The organism is Paenibacillus peoriae (assembly GCF_022531965.1).
GTDB lineage: Bacteria > Bacillota > Bacilli > Paenibacillales > Paenibacillaceae > Paenibacillus > Paenibacillus polymyxa_D.
The window spans coordinates 2204501-2224864 of record NZ_CP092831.1 but is presented as its reverse complement, the minus strand read 5'-3'; the positions used below and the strand labels follow the sequence as shown (position 1 = coordinate 2224864).

General features: G+C 45.9%; 17 protein-coding genes. All 17 read right to left on the bottom strand.

What is annotated here, in order from left to right; genetic code table 11:
* Positions 1-100 precede the first annotated feature (100 nt).
* The 17 genes from MLD56_RS10180 to MLD56_RS10100 all read right to left on the bottom strand — a co-directional run bounded on the left by MLD56_RS10180 (position 101) and on the right by MLD56_RS10100 (position 20298).
* On the bottom strand, positions 101-694 hold the full coding sequence (locus tag MLD56_RS10180) for a dipicolinate synthase subunit B (RefSeq protein WP_029517031.1): 594 nt from the start codon (positions 692-694) through the stop codon (positions 101-103).
* Positions 691-1590, bottom strand: coding sequence for a dipicolinate synthase subunit DpsA (gene dpsA / locus MLD56_RS10175; protein ID WP_029517030.1), 900 nt, complete (start codon positions 1588-1590; stop codon positions 691-693). The genes MLD56_RS10180 and dpsA overlap by 4 nt, the downstream gene beginning before the upstream one ends.
* A 185-nt stretch (positions 1591-1775) precedes the next feature.
* Positions 1776-2222 (bottom strand): dUTP diphosphatase, encoded by a 447-nt coding sequence (dut, locus tag MLD56_RS10170; protein WP_013309936.1) that lies wholly within the window; start codon positions 2220-2222, stop codon positions 1776-1778.
* The gene (locus tag MLD56_RS10165; RefSeq protein ID WP_029517029.1) at positions 2200-3465 is read right to left on the bottom strand and encodes a M16 family metallopeptidase; all 1266 of its coding nucleotides are present in this window, start codon (positions 3463-3465) and stop codon (positions 2200-2202) included. Before MLD56_RS10165 ends, dut begins: the two co-directional genes overlap by 23 nt.
* A gap of 66 nt (positions 3466-3531) precedes the next feature.
* A complete protein-coding gene (locus MLD56_RS10160) occupies positions 3532-4536 on the bottom strand; it encodes a polysaccharide deacetylase family protein (protein ID WP_193373349.1) in 1005 nt (334 codons plus the stop codon).
* Positions 4537-4765: 229 nt separating this feature from the next.
* The gene (gene pnp / locus MLD56_RS10155) at positions 4766-6868 is read right to left on the bottom strand and encodes a polyribonucleotide nucleotidyltransferase (protein WP_029517027.1); all 2103 of its coding nucleotides are present in this window, start codon (positions 6866-6868) and stop codon (positions 4766-4768) included.
* Between the two features lie 214 nt (positions 6869-7082).
* A complete protein-coding gene (rpsO, locus tag MLD56_RS10150; protein ID WP_007430074.1) occupies positions 7083-7352 on the bottom strand; it encodes a 30S ribosomal protein S15 in 270 nt (89 codons plus the stop codon).
* Positions 7353-7484: 132 nt separating this feature from the next.
* The gene (locus MLD56_RS10145; RefSeq protein ID WP_029517026.1) at positions 7485-8423 is read right to left on the bottom strand and encodes a bifunctional riboflavin kinase/FAD synthetase; all 939 of its coding nucleotides are present in this window, start codon (positions 8421-8423) and stop codon (positions 7485-7487) included.
* A 58-nt stretch (positions 8424-8481) separates the two neighbouring features.
* The gene (truB, locus tag MLD56_RS10140) at positions 8482-9417 is read right to left on the bottom strand and encodes a tRNA pseudouridine(55) synthase TruB (RefSeq protein WP_029517025.1); all 936 of its coding nucleotides are present in this window, start codon (positions 9415-9417) and stop codon (positions 8482-8484) included.
* A complete protein-coding gene (locus MLD56_RS10135) occupies positions 9414-10391 on the bottom strand; it encodes a DHH family phosphoesterase (RefSeq protein WP_029517024.1) in 978 nt (325 codons plus the stop codon). The genes truB and MLD56_RS10135 overlap by 4 nt, the downstream gene beginning before the upstream one ends.
* 51 nt (positions 10392-10442) lie before the next feature.
* Complete coding sequence (gene rbfA, locus MLD56_RS10130; protein WP_029517023.1) at positions 10443-10793, bottom strand: 30S ribosome-binding factor RbfA; 351 nt, start codon at positions 10791-10793, stop codon at positions 10443-10445.
* 20 nt (positions 10794-10813) lie between these two features.
* Entirely contained in the window at positions 10814-13369 is a 2556-nt protein-coding gene (infB, locus tag MLD56_RS10125; RefSeq protein WP_029517022.1) for a translation initiation factor IF-2, read from the bottom strand.
* On the bottom strand, positions 13362-13685 hold the full coding sequence (locus MLD56_RS10120) for a L7Ae/L30e/S12e/Gadd45 family ribosomal protein (RefSeq protein WP_029517021.1): 324 nt from the start codon (positions 13683-13685) through the stop codon (positions 13362-13364). Before MLD56_RS10120 ends, infB begins: the two co-directional genes overlap by 8 nt.
* Positions 13678-13986, bottom strand: a complete 309-nt coding sequence (gene rnpM, locus MLD56_RS10115) for an RNase P modulator RnpM (RefSeq protein ID WP_007430067.1) — start codon at positions 13984-13986, stop codon at positions 13678-13680. Before rnpM ends, MLD56_RS10120 begins: the two co-directional genes overlap by 8 nt.
* A gap of 23 nt (positions 13987-14009) precedes the next feature.
* Positions 14010-15107 (bottom strand): transcription termination factor NusA, encoded by a 1098-nt coding sequence (gene nusA, locus MLD56_RS10110; RefSeq protein WP_013309927.1) that lies wholly within the window; start codon positions 15105-15107, stop codon positions 14010-14012.
* 101 nt (positions 15108-15208) lie between these two features.
* Positions 15209-15670, bottom strand: a complete 462-nt coding sequence (rimP, locus tag MLD56_RS10105; RefSeq protein WP_029517020.1) for a ribosome maturation factor RimP — start codon at positions 15668-15670, stop codon at positions 15209-15211.
* A 311-nt stretch (positions 15671-15981) separates the two neighbouring features.
* Positions 15982-20298: a PolC-type DNA polymerase III gene (locus MLD56_RS10100; RefSeq protein ID WP_029517019.1), complete on the bottom strand. Its 4317-nt coding sequence runs from the start codon at positions 20296-20298 to the stop codon at positions 15982-15984.
* Between the last annotated feature and the right edge of the window lie 66 nt (positions 20299-20364).

The following is a 20364-nucleotide window of genomic DNA, read 5'->3' as shown; positions in this document are numbered from 1 at the left end:
TTTTTATTCTGAAAGCATCCACCGCCAACAAGAAATTAGACCCGATACAATATCGAATCATCTTCTAGGCGAGGGATGCTCAGCAGTTAACTATAATACTTCATGGGGTCTTGCGTTCCACAATCATCGGCTGAAGTTGTTTGCCCTGCAATGCTTCATAAGCAGCCTCCGGAATCAACTCCATGTTAGCTACAAGCGAGTTCGGCTTTTTAACTGGATTGTCCTGTCCGAACGGTACAAAAAAGATATTTTTGGCTACGAGTAATTTGGCGATATTGGCAGCATTTAGGCCCAGTCCATCATTAGTAGATATGGCTAAAAGAAGTGGACGGCCGTTGCGCAATTGCGCCTTGGCAGCCATCAAAACCGGACTGTCTGTCATCGCATTCGCTAACTTACTCATCGAATTCCCCGTCAAAGGTGCAATCACCAGCACATCGAGTATTTGGGAGGGACCCAGTGGCTCAGCCTCCACAATTGTAGAAATGATATCATTCCCTGTTATATCTTTCAACTGTTTTTGCCAACTTTGCGAAGTACCAAAGCGAGTATCCGTTGTTAGCACTGTATTGGATATAATAGGGACGACCTTTGCACCCTCATCAACAAAGCGCTGTATAACAGGCATTACCTCTTCAAATGTGCAATGTGAGCCTGTAATTGCATAACCTACTGTTTTCCCTTGCCAACTCATTGTGCATCCCCCCGATCAGGATTATCTTCCATTAACAACTGCACCAGCGTATTCGCTATAATGGCACCAGCAGTTTTGGGAGCAACAATACCGGGAAGACCAGGGGCAAGCATAGCCTTGATTCCACGCTTTTCCGCATAACGGAAATCACATCCGCCCGGGGCGGAAGCAAGATCTATAATCACGGTGCTCAGTGGCAATTTAGACAGGATTTGTGCTGTGATAATCATAGAGGGTATCGTATTAAAAATCAAGTCAACTCCCTTTGTCTCATGTGCTAAATCCCTTGTCATAAAAGGCTTCCAACCCATTTCCACGGCTCTCGCTGCATCCTCTGCCCGCCGTACTCCAACCTTCACTCTAGCTCCCAATCCCTGTAGTGCCCTTGCCATGGTAAATCCAGTCCGTCCCATGCCTAGAACCATACAATCTGCACCGTGAATCGTAAAATCAGTATGCTGAATGGCCATCATCAGTGCGCCTTCGGCCGTAGGTATAGAGTTGTATATGGCCACATCATCTCGCTCCAGCAGCTCTACCAGCTTTAACTCATGTCTGGTACAAATTTCTTTTAAGTACGTCCGCGCCATTCCTGTATATACAATACAATGAGGTGGAAGAGCAGCAGCATGCTCATTCAGGAACTGAAGCTTCTGTGCTCCGAAAAGTGCATTTACGTTGCCTTCCTCATCGCATCCCACCACCGGCAAAATCAATGCATCTGACGATTCCAGCAGCTTGACAGACAGTGGTTCTAGTGTCACTCCTTTGAGTGGTACTTCAAGCTTGTCAAAACCGACCACACTGACGGTAGCATCCATGTCCACACATTTACGGATTACCTCAAGCTGCCTCGCATCGCCACCCAAAACAACGACGCGTATTCCTGTTAGCATCCGGATCACTCCTTTCCGAGACACGATATGCTTTTAGTCTATGCGAGTGCCCGGAAAGGGGTGAAAAAACACAAAAAAAAGCCGCCTCTTTATGAGGCGACCTTTATATGCATACATGCTCTTAAGCAAGTAAATTCGAAGCTTTTACAAAATAGATATTCGTACATTTTAAACCAACCATCGCCTCAGCGTCCTGTATGACCAAAGCCTCCAGCACCACGCACTGTTTCAGATAATTGGTCTACTTGTTTCAGCTCTACCTCAGGTACAACTTGAAATACCATTTGTGCAATTCGCTCATTGCGCGTAATCGTGAATGATTCCTCGCCCAAATTAATAAGAAGTACCTTAATCTCCCCACGATAATCCGCATCAATTGTTCCCGGTGTATTGAGACAAGTAATACCATGCTTAAGAGCCAGTCCACTTCGCGGACGGATCTGTGCCTCCAATCCCGCCGGCATAGCTATTGCAAATCCGGTTGGAACGAGGCAACGCTTGCCGGGTTCCAGTACCAGATTTTCCTGTACTGCTGCATACAAGTCAAACCCTGATGCAAGCTCTGACATTTTGCGGGGCAGCTCAATATCTTCATTGCCCGCGAGTCTGTTAATTTCCACGTAAGTTAACAAAATAGTCCCTCCTCATATCCTTTACCGCTGAATCACTCGCTCCCACCATCGACAGGGCAAACGGCTCCGAGAACATCCGATCCAGCACTTTGTTCACATCATTCGCCGTCACTTGCTCGATATGTTCGATCATTTGATCCAGCGTATAATGCTGACCAAGCATTAATTCATTTTTTCCAAGCCGATTCATCCGGCTACCTGTACTTTCAAGGCTTAAAATCAAACTTCCTTTTAATTGCTCCTTACCTTTACGAAGCTCATTAGCGTCTAAACCGTTGACAGCCACATCTTGTAAAAGCTCCAGAGTCAAATCCAGCACGTCCTTTGTTTGCTTAGGAGCCGTACCTGCATAGATCGTGAACATGCCACTGTCCGCATGGGAGCTATGATAGGAATAGACCGAATAAGCAAGCCCACGCTTTTCCCGAATTTCTTGAAACAAACGTGAACTCATGCCGCCGCCGATCGCGTTATTCAGCAAAACCATAGCATACTGGAGTTCGTCACCCGTTGCAAATCCAGGTAGGGATAAACAAATATGATTTTGCTCCGTTGCTTTCTCATGATACAACAGTTCACCGTTAAACGCAGGTACTGTCAGCGGCGAAACGGTTCCATGATTGTCAAAATGTCCAAAATGTCGCTCCAACAATTCTACCAAGCGATCGTCAACATTACCAGCCACACTGATAACCGTATTGTCGATTGTATAATGTTCCCTCATGTAATGGCTGAGATGTGAGCTATCCATAGCAAGCAGGTGATCTTCGGTTCCGAGAATAGGATAAGCCAGTGGATGTTCACCATAGGCGGCGCGAGATACAAGATCATGCACCATATCATCCGGTGTATCCTCATACATGGAGATTTCCTCCAAAATCACATTCTTCTCTTTTGCCAATTCTTCCTGATCTAGTTTGGAATTAAAAAACATATCAGACAGCACATCAACTGCGATCGGTAGATGCTCATCCAACACTTTGGCATAATAGCATGTATATTCCTTCGAAGTAAAAGCATTAACATTTCCTCCGATGGCATCGAATTGCTCAGCGATTTCCTTAGCGTTAAAACGCTCTGTTCCTTTGAAAAGCATGTGTTCGATAAAATGAGAGATACCGCTATTGTCCGGCGTTTCATTCCGGGAGCCAGTTTTAACCCAGATGCCGAAAGAAACTGAACGCACGGTTGGAATTTTTTCAATGACCACTCTTAGGCCGTTTTTGAGTTGAATTCTTTCCACGATTGGCCCTCCTAAACTGAATTGCATACTTAGCCATAATGTTCAATCCTAACAGAAAAAAGACGTTCACTCAACCGGAACAGGTAGTTGCCGATCAGGGGAAAGCGTCTGACTGACAGTTCCGAGCATAAGTCCCTTACTACGAATGGCATGGATCATGCCTTTGAGAGCAGCCGCTGAGGAATCTGTTGGGTGCATTAATATCAGGGAGCCTGATTCTACCTTACTACTGATTTTGTTAATCACCGATTCCGGTGACGGATGTTTCCAATCTACTGTGTCCAATGTCCACAACACTGTTTTGAGCCCACTTTCTGCTGCTATATCCACCGTTTGCTGATTAAAATCACCCGAAGGAGGGGCAAACCAGTAATTTTTGATACCCAAAGTTTCTTGAAGAAGCACTTGAGTCTTTTCAATTTCTTGTGTGGCTCTGGCCCGACTCAGACGGCTCATATTGGGATGAGAGTAAGCATGATTCGAAAGCTCATGCCTTCTTTTTTGAATCTCCTTGGCGAGATCTGGATTTTTTTTCAACCAACTTCCATCAAGAAAAAATGTAGCCTTGACCTTTTCCTGATCCAGCGTGTTCAGTATCGGCAGGATAAATTCATTCCCCCATGCTACATTGATCATGAGGGATACCATCGGCTTTTCGGGGTTCCCCCTGTAAATTGGAACATTACCGAGCTGATTTAAATGTATTTTAGGTGCCAATTGCCGATATACATATTGAATAGGTCGATCCGGAGATGCAATCGCTTTGCGATAGGTAGCATCCAAATCCACCTCCAGCCCGTTATAGCCTGGAATAGCCTTCCATACCCTGTCGATCTTGGCATCAACTGGCTCCCGCCGCTGACGGGCTGCTTCTGTTCTTAGTCGCTGCATAAGCGCATTATCGGGTAAAGCCGCCATCGCCATCGTTGTTTCAACTTTAGGCTCCCCAACTCCTATAACGTCTCCATTGCGTAATTGATCAGCGAAGTCACGAACCCCGCTAAACTGTCCGATTACCAGTGTGATGGCTAAACTGGCTACCACCCACACTGCTCTTTTTGTCCTACTCATGATTCCTTCAGCCTCCCGCCCGTTTGTCCACATTGTATGCGGAGAGGACAAGAACTATGACGCAGTAGCCTCTAAAAGCCCACTTTGGCGCAGCTTGTGCATATGTATGAAAAAAGAGCCAGAAACGTAGCTCTGCCTCTTTCCAAAAGCTTAAACAATGCTATGCAAATCCCTTGTACTGTTAATACGAAAAGCGACTCCTGTCTTTCTAGTCTGCAACATGCAGGTCCTAGGATTTTGCAGGTGCTTCTGCTGTCAGAACAGCCTTACGGGACAGATTGACACGACCTTGTTGATCAATTTCGGTTACTTTCACCGTAATTGTATCCCCAATAGCAATTACATCTTCAACTTTGGCTACTCGCTCAGTAGACAGTTGAGAAATATGAACCAGACCATCTTTACCTGGTAAAATTTCAACAAATGCACCGAATTTCTCAATCCGTTTTACTGTACCGATGTAAATCTCACCGATCACGACTTCCTTTACGATACCCTCAATAATGGAACGTGCTTTTTCATTCATCTCTTGATTTGTGGAAGCGATGAACACACGACCATCTTGTTCAATATCGATTTTCACGCCGGTTTCTTCGATGATTTTGTTGATGATTTTACCACCAGCTCCAATAACATCACGGATTTTGTCCGGGTTAATGTGCATCGTCATAATTTTTGGAGCATACGGAGACAACTGCTCACGTGGCTTCTGGATCGCTTCCATCATTTTGCTAAGAATGAACAAGCGTCCTTCTTTAGCTTGCTTGAGCGCATCCTGTAAAATCTGGCGGTCAATACCGTTAATTTTAATATCCATTTGAATGGCAGTTACGCCTTCCGCAGTACCAGCAACTTTAAAGTCCATATCGCCCAGGTGATCTTCCATACCTTGGATATCAGTCAATACGGAGACATGATCTCCATCCTTGATCAATCCCATCGCTACACCTGCAACCGGAGCTTTAATTGGTACACCTGCATCCATCATAGCCAGTGTACTTGCACAAATACTAGCTTGTGAAGTCGAACCATTCGATTCCAGTACCTCGGAAACCAGACGGATGGTGTATGGAAATTCAGTTTCGGAAGGAATTACTTTGGAAAGCGCACGTTCACCAAGAGCACCATGTCCGATTTCACGACGACCTGGCGCACGCAAAGGACGAGCCTCCCCTACGCTGAATGGCGGGAAATTGTAATGATGCATAAAGCGTTTTGTTTCTTCCAGATCAATACCGTCCAAAATTTGCACATCACCCAATGCACCGAGTGTACAAATGCTAAGTGCTTGCGTTTGACCGCGTGTAAATAAGCCCGAACCATGAGTACGCGGCAAGATGCTAGTGTCGCTTTCAATCGGACGAATTTCGTCAAGCTTACGACCATCAGGACGCACTTTATCATGCGTGATCAGACGACGTACTTCTTCCTTGACGATATCATAGAGAACTTCGCTCACGTCGCTCAAAAGCTCTGGTGTCTCTATGTATTGTGCTTCAAAATGGGCAACTGTCTCTTCGTTGACTGCATCAATCGCCTCTTGACGGGCATGTTTTTCTGCAATTTTAACAGCTTCCATTAAACGTTCAGCTGCATAAGCACGTACTTCACTGTTCACTTTTTCATCAACAGCATGCAGTTTAACCTGCATTTTCTCTTTACCTGCTACTTGCACCAATTGTTCAATGACTGCCACAATGTTCTTAATCTCATCATGACCGAACATAATGGCTTCCAGCATAACTTCCTCTGGAATCTCATTGCCTTCGGCTTCTACCATCATGATGGCATCTTTCGTTCCGGCTACAACCAGGTACATGTCGCTTGCATTCTGCTGTGCAATATCCGGGTTAATCACAAATTGTCCGTCTACACGTCCTACAGCGACTCCACCGATTGGCCCATTAAAAGGTACATCCGAAATGCTAAGTGCTGCCGAGGTTCCGATCATTGCTGCAATTTCAGGTTCGCAATCCTGATCGACACTCATAACCAGGTTCAACACCTGTACATCATTACGGAAACCTTCCGGGAACAATGGGCGAATTGGACGGTCTGTCAAACGGCTGGACAAAATTGCTTTTTGACTCGGACGTCCTTCACGTTTAATAAATCCGCCAGGAATTTTCCCCACAGCATACAATCTTTCCTCATAGTTTACGGTCAGTGGAAAAAAATCCAAATCTTTCGGCTCACGGGAAGCGGTCACGGTACAAAGCACAACTGTTTCTCCGTAACTCACTTTAACTGCCGCATTGGCTTGTTTCGCAAGACGTCCTGTTTCCAGCACCAGCTTTCTTCCGCCGAGCTGCATTTCTACGCGTTGCTCCATGGTATCCCTCCATTTCATTTCATTGTAAAAGTTCTATACATATTCAGTATTTCCTGCGCAGGTCTTATTCATAAGAAGCTCGCAGGCAAATCAGGATATGTAATTCAAAAAAAGATTCCTCATTTCAAAAAAGAACCCGGCTGCTGTCCGCCGTCGCCTTAGCAGGGACAAGCGGTGAACAACCAGGCTTCTTTTCTCATTACATGTCTGAAAATTAACGACGCAGTCCGAGACGCTCGATCAACGCACTGTAACGTTTAACATCAGTCTTCTTCAGGTAAGCCAAAAGTTTACGACGCTGACCGACCATTTTCAACAACCCGCGGCGGGAGTGATGGTCTTTCTTGTGCGAACGAAAGTGACTTTGCAAGTTGACGATGTTTTCAGTAAGGATAGCGATTTGTACCTCTGGTGATCCTGTATCGGATTCATGAGTTTTGTACTCCTCGATCAATTGCTGTTTACGCTCTTGAGTCAATGCCATCCTGTTCACCTCCTTCATTATAATCGCCATTAGCCTCGTAGCCGCCGGTGAAAGCGGACAACCAAGCTAAGGTTCATCGTTGTTTACACAACATAAGTCAGTATAACACAGCGCCTGTCTTATGTAAATAAATTAGCCTAACAGCTTTTTAGCCGTTTGTGCGTCATTGCCAATTTGGTTGATCAGCTCATCCACCGAAGAGAATTTGCGTTCAGGACGGATGTAGTGGTGAAGCTCCACAAGTACAGACTCTCCATAAATTTGCTGATTAAAATCAAATAGATGTACCTCAAACGACGGATTCAGCACACCTTCATGGAAAGTAGGCTTAACCCCTACATTCATTACACCGTTTATCCAACGATCACCTACTAGTGCTCGTACAGCGTATACACCCTTGATCGGAATCACGTAAGTATCATTCAGTTTGAGATTAGCGGTCGGAAAACCGATCGTACGTCCACGCTTCTCCCCATCCATTACAGTACCCTGGATACGATAAGGACGTCCCAACCAGCGAGAGGCATGCGCTAGATCCCCAGTCTGTAAAGCACGGCGAATTCCAGAGCTGCTCACCTTGTCCCCATCCAGTTCGAACGGTGGTACGGTGTGCACAGACATCAGCTTTCCCCCCAGCGTCCGAAGTGTATTCTCATGCCCTGCTCCCCGGTGGCCAAACCGAAAATCAAAGCCTACTACCGCTGTTCGAATTTGCAATGGAAGCAGCACGTCGCTCATAAACGCCTCAGGGCTGACCTTGGAAAATTCTTCGTTAAAACTCAAAATATAAAGTACATCCACACCCATATCAGCCAGAATAGTCTGCTTGTCCGCAAGCGGTGTTAAATAACCTTCATAATCGCCTTTTTTCATGACTTCCTTCGGATGAGGGTGAAATGTCATGACAGATACCGGCATTTGCTGTTCACGAGCCAGCGCAACGGCCTCGCGTATCACGCTTGCGTGTCCAAGATGAAGACCATCAAACTGACCGATCGCCGTGACCTGTGGACGTCCCCATTGCTGCAAAAGCTCATCACTCAATGGATAAGATAACGATACGGTAATCATTATTAATTCACCTGCATTTCACATCATTTGACTAACTTCGTCAAAATTATAGCACAATTCAAGGTAAAAAAACTTTAATGGGAGCAATCGCGTCTGATTCATCCCGACCAAATATGCCTAAAAACGTTTTATCCTCTTTATACAAACGGAAGGGCTGGTTGTCCGTCACAGGTGGTGAAATCATATTCAGCGACAGGCGTTGGCCTTGCAGAGCCGCAGTTACCTTGGCTTCAGCCACTATATGCTCAGGCATATAGTCAATCGCCTGATCCGTTGTAATAAGCCGCTCTCCAAGACTGCCATCCGCTACGAAACGCTCTATCTCTTCGAAAGTCAGACAACGTTCCGCAGGAATTCCCGCAGACATGGTTCGCTCCAGCTTAACCATCGTTGAAGGATATCCTAATTCACGGCCAATATCAACACACAGTGTACGGATATAAGTACCTTTGGAGCATAAGGCACGAAAAGAAATATCCACATACGCCCCCGTCTCCGCGAATCCCGTCATCTCCAACTCATAAATGCTTACTTCACGGCTTTGGCGCTCAACAGTTTTGCCTTCTCGAGCCAGCTCATATAGACGCTTGCCGTCCACTTTTAGCGCGGAGTACATTGGAGGCACTTGGGAGATCGTACCAACAAAATGCTTCAGAACCGCTTTGACTTCCACTTCCGTCACCTCTACTGGACGTTCACTTTCTTCCGTAATTTCCCCAGTCAGGTCCTCGGTATCCGTGGCAATGCCTAATCGCAGTGTAGCCCGATATTCCTTGGGCCGCTCTTGCATGTATTCCACCACGCGGGTGGCACGTCCCAGACACAAGGGCAAAACACCGGTTACTTGCGGATCAAGCGTTCCAGTGTGTCCGATTCGCTTCATACCTAATAAACGGCGAGCCTTGGCCACCACATCATGAGAGGTAAATCCAGCAGGTTTATAGACTGGTAGGACGCCTTCCCAAGTTGCCTGTTCCTTCTTTATCGGGTTCATAGCTCAGACTTCACCCGCCCTACAACTGTCTTAATGATATCTTCCAGTTTACCCTCTAGCCGACAGCCAGCCGCACGCACATGTCCACCGCCTCCAAATGATTGAGCCAGCGCGGCTACATCTACATTCCCTGCCGATCTCAAGCTGGCCTTGACCGCTTGATCATTAATAACCTTAAAGAAAATGCCTACCTCAACACCACGAATATTTCTTGGGTAATTCACGATGCCTTCCAAGTCCTCATTTACAGCGCCACATTCTGTCATATCGTCAGGTGATACAACGACCCAAGCGACTTTTCCATCCTCCGACATCGTGAGCGTTTGCAATGCTTTTGTCAGCACCTTCATTTGTGGAAAGGTCATCTCTTCGAGCAATTTCTCGGATAAAGAGGGACCATCTACACCGTAAGTAAGTAGCTGTGACACCGTAGACATTACTTTCGGTGAAGTGTTGGAGTAGCGGAAACCTCCTGTATCCGTCAGCAACCCTGTATATACAGCCGTTGCTACTTCGACGTCCCAGGTTACTGCAAACTCTTCCAGTAGATCAAAAAGAATTTCCGCTGTTGCCGCAGCATCCGACTTAATCACATTAACTGTACCATAAGCATCATTTGTTGGATGATGATCAATATTCAGGATAATGGCATCTTCCGTAAAAAACTGCTCTGTCAAACCAACACGACGGTAATCCGCACAATCTACACAAATGATCCGATTGTATTTCCGTTCTGGCGGTTGCTGGCTCATATCCATAATCTCATCGGCATGCCATAAAAAATCCATGCGCTTGGGAATAGGTCCCTCATTCAGCATGGTAAATTTCTTCCCCAGACATGAGAGAAGCCAGCCCACCGTTACGGTGGAGCTGACTGCGTCTCCGTCCGGCTGTACATGCGATACGATCAGGTAATCATCATGCTCCAGAATAAATTCCTTCGCTTGTTGAAGCGCCTGTTCATAGGTATGCATTGCCTTCTCCTTTACATTCAGTTCATGGTTCCTTCAGACAAACTAAAAGTTTTATTTTTCATCCTTGTCGATATCACTCAGCAGTTTTTCAATTCGACTGCCGTAAGCAATAGATTCGTCAATTTTGAAAATCAACTCAGGAATATGGCGCAGCCGTATCCGTTTGCCGAGTTCAGAACGAAGATAACCGTTCGCTTTGTCCAATGCTTTCAGGGAAGAATTTTTTTGTTCTTCATCCCCGAGCACGCTCAAGTATATTTTCGCTTGGGACAAATCATTTGTAAGATCGACACCCGTTACCGTGATAAAACCGATGCGGGGGTCTTTTAATTCAGTTTGGATGAGTCGGCTTAGCTCCTTCTTGATCTGCTCGCCAACCCGACCTGTACGTATTTTAGCCATGGATGCTCACCTCTCTGCCGTTAGCGCTCCACTGTTTCCATGACGAACGCTTCAATAATGTCGAGTTCCTTAACATCATTATAGCCATCAAGGGTAATACCGCATTCGTAACCTTGGGCAACTTCTTTTGCGTCGTCCTTAAAGCGTTTCAGTGAGTCGATTTTACCTTCAAAAATGACGATGCCATCACGAATCAGGCGTGCTTCTGCTGAACGGGTAATTTTACCGGATGTCACCATACAACCAGCGATCGTACCGACTTTGGTAACTTTGAACACGTTACGTACTTCAGCATGCCCAATCACATTTTCTTTATATTCAGGATCCAGCATGCCCTTCATGGCTTGCTCTATTTCTTCAATGACATTGTAAATGACACGGTGTAGACGAATGTCCACTTTTTCAGCTTCCGCTGTAGATTTCGCCTGGTTATCCGGACGAACATTAAAACCAATGACAATAGCATTGGAAGCTGCGGCCAAAATAATATCGGATTCGGTGATTGCTCCTGCACCACTGTGAAGAATTTTAACGCGCACACCTTCGACTTCAATCTTATTCAAGGAACCTTTCAACGCTTCGACAGAACCTTGCACGTCACCTTTAATAATGACGTTCAGATCCTTCATTTCGCCATCCTTGATGTGTTGGAACAGGTCATCCAGTGTTACGCGTGTATTACTGCCCAGATCAGATTGGCGTTGTGTGATCGCACGTCTGTCAGCAATAGCGCGTGCTTTCCGCTCATCCTCAAACACCATGAATGGATCGCCAGCAAGTGGAACTTCTGTCAAACCAGTAATTTCAACTGGAGTGGAAGGACCTGCTTCCTTAAGACGACGACCTTTATCGTTGACCATGGCACGCACACGTCCGAAGCAGTTACCCGCTACGAAAGCATCGCCAACTTTCAGTGTACCATTCTGAACGAGGATACGAGCCACAGAACCGCGGCCTTTATCCAGTTCTGCCTCGATGATGGTACCACGTGCCCGTTTGTTCGGATTCGCTTTGTACTCATTCACTTCAGCTACGAGCAGAATCATTTCGAGCAGGTCTTCCAGACCCATTCTTTGTTTCGCGGAAACGTTGACGAAAATCGTATCGCCGCCCCACTCTTCAGGTACCAATTCATATTCAGTGAGTTCTTGCTTCACTTTATCCGGGTTGGCATCTGGTTTGTCGATCTTGTTTACAGCTACGATAATTGGCAGACCTGCCGCCTTCGCATGGTTAATAGCTTCGACCGTCTGAGGCATAACACCGTCGTCAGCTGCAACCACGATAATCGTCATATCTGTCACTTGAGCACCACGTGCACGCATAGCAGTAAAGGCTTCGTGACCCGGTGTATCCAGGAAAGTGATTTTTTTGCTGTTAATTTCAACTTGGTATGCACCAATATGCTGTGTAATACCGCCAGCTTCGCCACCAGTTACATTAGTCGAGCGAATGGCATCCAGCAAAGTTGTTTTACCATGATCGACGTGACCCATAATCGTTACAACGGGTGGACGTGTTTTCAGATCCGCAGGATCATCATTTTCTTCCACCGTTTCAAAACGATCTTCTTCGACCGGAATTTTCACTTCTACCTCGACACCAAAGTCTCCGGCAAGCAAGAGGATAGTATCCATATCCAGTTCCTGGTTAATGGTCGCCATCGTTCCGAGCATAATCAGCTTTTTGATGACTTCTGACGCATCCTTGTGAAGAAGCTTGGCAGTTTCGCCTACGGTCATCTCACCACGAACAATAATTTTCTTTGGCGTGTTGTCGATTTTCTCGCGACGTTCCTGTTGTTGACCTTTACCACGATTGTTAAATTTCCCGCCACGATTGCTACCACCGCGATTATTGCCTCCACGACCACCGTTACCACCGCGTCCGCCGCCTTGACGGTTATCGTCAAAACGTCCTTGACCGGAACGGTTACCACCGTTGTTGGAGTTACTGCCTGTACGGTTGCCACCACTACGGTTCGCATTGTTGCTACCTGTGGAGGATGATGTTCTTACAGCCGTACCACCCTGACTACTTCCCTGAGGGCGTGAGTTAGTGCTTTGGCTACCTTGAGGACGCGAACCTGTGTTACCGCCGGGACGCTGTTGTCCTCCCTGTTGTTGACCATTACTGCGGTTTTGTGTACTTTGCTGACCAGTGGGTCTGCTAGTACTTTGTTGACTGCGGTTTTGACCGCCCTGCTGACTGCTTTGCGCTTTTGGAGCGCTGCTTCGGTTACTGTTTTGGTTGTTGTTTGTCCTATTCATACTTACCTGCTTTTCCTGTTGATTTTTGGTTTGCTCAGTTGAATGATTACTATTCTGGCTTGAACCGGCCTGATTCGAGCTTACTTGCACCGTACCTGCTTCGCCTTGCTTGGCCGCAGCATTGGATTTAATATTCTTAAAAAAACTTTCCACTTTACCTACGGCATCATGTTCCATGACGCTCATATGGTTGTTCACGGGAATATCCAGCCGTTTAAGAATGGTGATAATTTCTTTGCTGCTCATGTTCAACGATTTGGCGTATTCGTATACCCGCACTTTGTCTTTGTTTTCTTGTTTACTCAATATACTCCACCTCCGACATTATCCCCGTATGTTTCTTGATCAATTTCGCGAATCCTTGATCCGTCACAGCCAGCACAACCCGTTCAGGCTTGCCGATACTGCTTCCCAAGCTTTCCCGGTCAAATCCTATCATTAAGGGGATTTTGTACGTCCCGCATTTGTCGCGGAATTTCTTTTGAGTATTCATTGAAGCATCTTTCGCAAGAATGACCAGCTTGGCTTCTGAAGACCTGATCGCTTTATAAACGATCTCATCACCTGTTAGCAGCTTGCCAGCTCTCATGGCAAGACCCAATCCAGACAGCGCCTTATTCATCCTGCACGCTGCCTTGTGCCGCCAGGAATTCTTCCTCGACGGCAGCAAAATCACGACTTAGCTGCTCATAAATATCAGGATGAACCGAGTGCTTCAATGCTCGATCCAGTGCCTTGCTCTTTTGAGCCAGCTTGAAGCAGGCGGCTTTGCCGCACAAGTAAGCGCCGCGTCCCGACTTTTTGCCAGTCAAGTCAATCAACACTTCGTCTTCAGGGGTTTTGACGACACGGATCAACTGCTTCTTTGGCATCATTTCATGACAGGCCACACATTTGCGCAAAGGTATCTTTCTCTGTTTCATGCATTAACCCCCCTACACTCCGCTTAATCTACAGAAACGGAATCCTGATGCATTTCATCGGTGGATGTTCTCGGTCTGCCGAGTTCTTCCTCCGCCTGTGTTTCACTCTTAATATCAATTTTCCAACCCGTAAGCTTAGCAGCAAGGCGAGCATTTTGTCCTTTGATACCAATAGCAAGAGAAAGCTGATAATCAGGCACAATAACACGCGCCATTTTCTCTTCTTCAAACACCTGCACTTCGAGCACCTTGGATGGACTCAGCGCATTAGCCACGTATTCATCAACATTATCGGAATAACGTACAATGTCGATTTTTTCGCCACGCAGCTCGTTCACAATAGTCTGTACACGTGTTCCTCTAGGACCCACACAAGAGCCGACCGGATCCACCTCGGCGTTACGGGAATGAACCGCGATTTTAGAACGGAAGCCTGCTTCACGCGCTACGGAACGAATCTCTACAACACCATCAAAAATTTCAGGCACTTCGAGTTCGAACAAACGCTTAAGCAGACCCGGATGTGATCGGGACAGCATAATTTGCGGTCCTTTGGTTGTGTTTTCTACTTTGGTAATATAAGCCTTAATTCGATCCAGATGGCTAAATTTCTCATTAGGCATCAATTCGCCTAACGGGAGAACCGCTTCCACCTTACCAAGATCAATATAAATGTTACGTGGGTCTTGGCGCTGTACAGTTCCTGTTACAATATCTTCTTCCTTGTCCACAAACTTGTTGTAGATCAGTCCCCGTTCCGCTTCGCGGATACGCTGGGTCACGACCTGCTTCGCAGTTTGTGCAGCAATCCGTCCAAAATCACGTGGTGTAACTTCAATTTCAGCGATATCTTCCAACTGAAAATGCGGGTTAATCTCACGAGCCGCAGGCAACGAAATCTCGGTGCGAGGATCCAATACCTCCTCAACGATCAGCTTGCGGGCATATACCTTAATGACTCCCGAGTTGCGGTTCATATCAACACGCACGTTTTGTGCGGTGTTGAAATTCCGTTTGTAACTAGAAATCAAGGCTGCTTCAATGGCCTCAAACAGCACATCCTTGCTGATCCCCTTTTCTCTTTCCAACTCGTTCATTGCTTCAATAAAATCCATACTCATGGATTACTGCTCCCCCTTTCAAATGATGCACCTGCGTACTGGTCGGCACACGAGGCAAAAAAACATGTAGTACATGTCAAACAGCAACAGTCAAATCTGAATTAAAATATGATCGCGAGCCTTGCACCAGCTACCTTGTCATAAGGTATAGCATGCTTCTTTTGTCCGCTTTGAACGGTGAGTTCCCCATCTTCAAAAGAAAGCAAACGACCTTCAAATTCCTTCAGGCCGTTGATCGGCTCGTATGTAGTAACGAATACGTTTTTGCCTACCGCTTTAGTAACGTCCTCCGCTTTTTTTAGCGGTCTTTCGGCGCCTGGTGAAGACACTTCCAGAAAATATGCTGTAGAAACAGGGTCATTTTCATCCAACTTTTGACCCAAATATTCACTGATCATACTGCAGTCGTCCAGATCAATTCCTCCGTCTTTGTCTACAAAAACGCGAAGAAACCAATTACTGCCCTCTTTGACATACTCGACATCGACCAGTTCAAAACCATGCTCTTCGAGGTAAGGTTGGGCCATTTCTTCTACTACTGATTTGATCTTTGGTGTGCTCAAAGATTATAACCTCCAAAAGTGAACTTTCCTGTGTTGAAAAAAAGATGCCCTATTGCATGGACAATGCTTCTCCATCACCGGCATTTTCATTTTCATTTGATGTAATGTTCATTTCGGGCTCACTGCAAATAAACCGGCGTACCGGTTTCGTGCCCAAAAACAACCTTTTCACGTTGTAACTGTATATCAAACAGTAAAGAGTGGGTTTCCCCACTCTTTTAGCAACGGTTTTATCTCCATGATTACCAAAAAAATTATAACATAACCGTAGTTATGTGACAAGTGCCAGAGCTTGACTACTGTGGTTCGGATTAAAACAGAGACAGCTGATTACTCTCTGGAAGACCTCGAAAGCAACCCATCTGAGACAGCATTTCGACAATGGTTTTACTAGCCTTCGATTTTTGTTGAAAATCCTCGACAGACAAAAATTCACCATGTTCACGGGAGGCTGCGATGTTACGTGCCGCGTTGTCTCCAATTCCCTGAAGAGCTCCGAATGGCGGAATGAGTGAATCTCCATCCACCTTGAAGCGTGTAGCTTCGGAACGGTACAAATCAATGGATTTAAAACTAAACCCGCGAGCCGTCATTTCCAGAGCCATTTCCAGGATCGGAAGCATCCCTTTTTCTTTGGGAGGTGCCTGAAAACCGAGTTGCTCGATTTCGACAATCTTCCGCGCGATTGCATCATATCCCTGACAGCACAGCTCAATATCAAAATCGGCTGCACGTACTGAAAAGTAAGTCGCATAATATTCAATCGGATGATACAGCTTAAAGTACGCTGTGCGCACTGCTGAAATAACATACGCTGCAGCATGCGCCTTCGGAAACATGTACTGAATTTTCAGACAGGAATCAATGTACCACTGTGGCACCTTGCATTTTTTCATTTCCTCAATCCATTCAGCACTAAGCCCCTTACCTTTACGTACGCTCTCCGTAATTTTAAAGGCCAGACCTGCGTCCATGCCTGCCTTGTAAATCAAAAACAGCATGATGTCATCACGACAACCAATTACAGTCTTGATGTTGCAAGTATTATTCTTAATCAGTTCCTGTGCGTTCCCTAGCCATACGCCCGTGCCGTGAGACAGTCCGGATATTTGCAGTAAATCGGCAAAAGAACTTGGCTGCGACTCTACTAACATTTGGCGCACAAACTTCGTCCCCATCTCTGGTACACCATAGGTTGCTACAGGCGTGCGGATTTGCTGGGGTGTAACACCGAGCGCCTCCGTGGAGTTGAACATGCTCATAACCTTAGGATCATTCATTGGAATGGTCGTAGGATCGACACCAGTCAAATCCTGAAGCATCCTCATCATGGTCGGATCATCATGACCCAGAATATCGAGTTTGAGTAAATTCGCATCAAAAGCGTGATAATCAAAATGCGTTGTTTTCCATTCCGAGCTTGTATCATCGGCGGGGTACTGTACCGGCGTAATATCCTCGACCTCAATATAATCGGGAACAACGACAATTCCGCCTGGATGTTGCCCGGTACTGCGTTTGACCCCTGTACAGCCCGAAGCCAGCCTATTCAGTTCAGCCCCACGCCATTTTTTATGATGCGCCTCTTCATATTTCTTGGCAAAGCCAAAGGCTGTCTTCTCGGCAACGGTACCGATGGTTCCAGCACGGAATACACTTTTCTCACCAAACAGTACTTTCGTATAGTTATGTGCGACAGGCTGATATTCGCCAGAGAAGTTCAAGTCAATATCGGGAACTTTATCTCCCTTAAACCCAAGAAACGTTTCAAACGGAATATCCTGTCCCTCACCCTTCAGTTTGCCGCCGCAATTCGGACAATTTTTGTCCGGCAAATCAAATCCACTCGGCACACTACCGTCCAAAATCCATTCGCTATGTCTGCATTCAGGATTACCGCAAATATAATGTGCAGGCAGTGGATTAACCTCGGAAATACCGAGGAAGGTAGCGACCACAGAAGATCCAACAGACCCCCGTGAACCTACCAGATATCCATCCTTATTAGACTTTTTAACCAAGCGCTCGGAAATAAGATAGTTGGCAGAGAAACCGTATTTAATAATCGGCTCCAGTTCTTTTTCAAGGCGAGCTACAACCACCTCGGGCAATTCCTCACCATAGATAGATTTAGCCGTCTCATAGCAAGTGTTACGGATTTCCTCGTCCGCCCCATCCAGCAAAGGTGTAAACAGCTTGTCAGGGAACAACTCCAGCTCCTCAAATCGATCCGCCAACTCACTGGTATTCTTCACAACGACTTCATAGGCTTTCTCCTCGCCCAAAAACTCGAATTCTGCCAGCATTTCGTCTGTGGTGCGTAAATGCGCATCAGGCTTACGAATATCTTTTAGCGGACTAAATCCCGTAATGCCATGTATCGTAATATCACGGTACAACTTATCGCGCGTTTCCAAATAGTGAACATTGCCTGTGGCAATTACGGGCTTATCAAGTCGCCGCCCAATTTCGCATACTTTGCGTATTGCCGTTTTCAGAGCATCAGGCCCGCTTACCAGTTGTTTTTCTACTAAATGCATATACATCGTCAAAGGTTGAATCTCCAACACATCATAAAACTGTGCTATTTCCTCGGCTTCTTCCTCGGACTTGTTCAACACAGCCTCGAAGAACTCTCCTTTTTCGCAGCCAGAAATAATAAGCAGTCCGTCTCTCATTTCTGACAATTTTGATTTAGGAATGCAAGGCACACGCTTGAAATATTCGGTATGAGACATCGAAACCAGCTTGTACAGATTTTTTTTACCAATCGGATTGAGGGCATAAATACAACAGTGAAACGGACGAACGGTCGATAAGTCCTTACCCACATAATCATTCAGACGATCGAGCATTTTTAAACCCTTAATTTGTTCCGCATCATTCAGCAAGCCATTCAGCACTTCAGTCAGTGCGACTGTATCGTCAATGGCTCGGTGATGGCTTTCGAGCGCCACTTTATATTTGGTCGTCAGCGTATTCAGACGATGGTTTTTCATTGTTGGAAACAGTAAACGAGCCAGTTCGAGCGTATCCAGTACCGGATTGGTCATTTCAGGCAAACCCATATTTCGAAGGGTGGCCTGGATAAAACCGACATCAAAACGCGCATTATGGGCAACCAATACAGCATCGCCAGCAAAAGCTACAAACTCCTTCATAACAGGTTCTACATCCGGCGCGTCCTTGACCATTTCATCGTTAATGTTGGTCAGTTGCTGTATATTATATGGAATGCGCTCATGCGGATTGACAAAGGTAGCATAACGATCAATTTCTTTGCCATCATGCATTTTCACAGCTGCAATCTCAATGATTTTATTCTGTGTAACCGATAAACCGGTGGTTTCAATATCAAAAACGACATAAGTCGCTGTTTTCAAATTTAATGGCTGTGCCTGCATTACAACCTCAACGGCATCATTAACCACATTGGCCTCAACACCGTAGATCATTTTAATGCCGTTTTTCTTTGCAGCCTTAGCAGCATCAGGGTAGCACTGCACTCCGCCATGGTCGGTGACTGCAATCGCCTTGTGCCCCCATTTGGCGGCTGTTTTAACGTATTGATCAATCGAGGCAACAGCATCCATTGCGCTCATCTTTGTATGGAGATGGAACTCGACTCGTTTTTCCTCTGCTTTATCCTTACGTGTGGGTGGAGCCTGTACTTCAACTAGATCAGAGGGAATCATAACCAGCTCGGGAATTTGCATAAAACGATCATATTCAACTCGACCCCGTACTTTGACCCATTTCCCGTTAGCCAACAAGCTGAGGATCTTCAGATCTTCTTTAGTTTTAGCAAACATTTTCATTTGCAGGGAATCACTAAAGTCGGTCAAATAATACGTAAACAACGTGCTGCCATTGCGCAATTCTTTACTATCCAAACCGAAGATTGTTCCTTGTAAAGTGACTTTCTTCTCTTCGTCCTGAATATCTTGCATCGGAACAGCCGGTTCTTTGATGTCATAACCGAATTGAAGCCGTACGTCTCCTTCTTCTTCATCCAAAGGCGGCATTTCGGATTCCATACTTTCCATCATCTGCTGAATGACTTCGCGTTCTTCCTGCATTTTTTTCTCTTGGAATTGCTGTAACGCCTCCTGGTTACTTTCACCCACCTGGACTTTAATGCGCATAGAAAGCCCGAAATATTTATCGTAAAATTTGATGATAGCTTGATCTATCTGCTTTTTACGCGCCAGTTCCAACGACATACCGTCGCTCATCGTTAGCAATAATAGACCGTCGTCCCACTCATGCACAGCCCGATTCATCCAACCGTTAACCGATGGAATCTCACGATGTACCCACTCTAGAAAAAGTTTCCAGTATTCACTGATGATATCACCAGGCTGAATCTGCTCACTGTACTGAAAACGGAACGTAATTTTTGCGATGTGACTCATTTTTTCCTGTACTTGAATACAGAACGTACGATACACCTGAGCGGGGACCAATGTCTCCTTGGCAATGGTGATGTTCCAATCCTTATTGGTTCGGCTAATCTCCACTTGGTCAATCCAACCGTCCAAAAAATAAGGTTCAACCACTCCCGCCGGCATCCCAACTTGCTTCATTAGCAGTTCCAGCCGCTTTCTCTTTTCTTCAGCTCCGCCCATGGCTCTCCCCCCAATTTCAAATCTACCATTCTGAAAACATGAAAAGCTTCTGCGTCAAAAACATCT

What these genes read in the sequence shown, in the direction of transcription:
- nusA (WP_013309927.1), bottom strand. Translation starts at nt 15,107, where the DNA reads ATGAGTATGGATTTTATTGAAGCAATGAACGAGTTGGAAAGAGAAAAG.
- MLD56_RS10160 (WP_193373349.1), bottom strand. Translation starts at nt 4,536, where the DNA reads ATGAGTAGGACAAAAAGAGCAGTGTGGGTGGTAGCCAGTTTAGCCATC.
- pnp (WP_029517027.1), bottom strand. Translation starts at nt 6,868, where the DNA reads ATGGAGCAACGCGTAGAAATGCAGCTCGGCGGAAGAAAGCTGGTGCTG.
- rnpM (WP_007430067.1), bottom strand. Translation starts at nt 13,986, where the DNA reads ATGAAACAGAGAAAGATACCTTTGCGCAAATGTGTGGCCTGTCATGAA.
- MLD56_RS10135 (WP_029517024.1), bottom strand. Translation starts at nt 10,391, where the DNA reads ATGCATACCTATGAACAGGCGCTTCAACAAGCGAAGGAATTTATTCTG.
- dpsA (WP_029517030.1), bottom strand. Translation starts at nt 1,590, where the DNA reads ATGCTAACAGGAATACGCGTCGTTGTTTTGGGTGGCGATGCGAGGCAG.
- MLD56_RS10100 (WP_029517019.1), bottom strand. Translation starts at nt 20,298, where the DNA reads ATGGGCGGAGCTGAAGAAAAGAGAAAGCGGCTGGAACTGCTAATGAAG.
- MLD56_RS10120 (WP_029517021.1), bottom strand. Translation starts at nt 13,685, where the DNA reads ATGAATAAGGCGCTGTCTGGATTGGGTCTTGCCATGAGAGCTGGCAAG.
- truB (WP_029517025.1), bottom strand. Translation starts at nt 9,417, where the DNA reads ATGAACCCGATAAAGAAGGAACAGGCAACTTGGGAAGGCGTCCTACCA.
- MLD56_RS10145 (WP_029517026.1), bottom strand. Translation starts at nt 8,423, where the DNA reads ATGATTACCGTATCGTTATCTTATCCATTGAGTGATGAGCTTTTGCAG.
- rpsO (WP_007430074.1), bottom strand. Translation starts at nt 7,352, where the DNA reads ATGGCATTGACTCAAGAGCGTAAACAGCAATTGATCGAGGAGTACAAA.
- MLD56_RS10180 (WP_029517031.1), bottom strand. Translation starts at nt 694, where the DNA reads ATGAGTTGGCAAGGGAAAACAGTAGGTTATGCAATTACAGGCTCACAT.
- rbfA (WP_029517023.1), bottom strand. Translation starts at nt 10,793, where the DNA reads ATGGCTAAAATACGTACAGGTCGGGTTGGCGAGCAGATCAAGAAGGAG.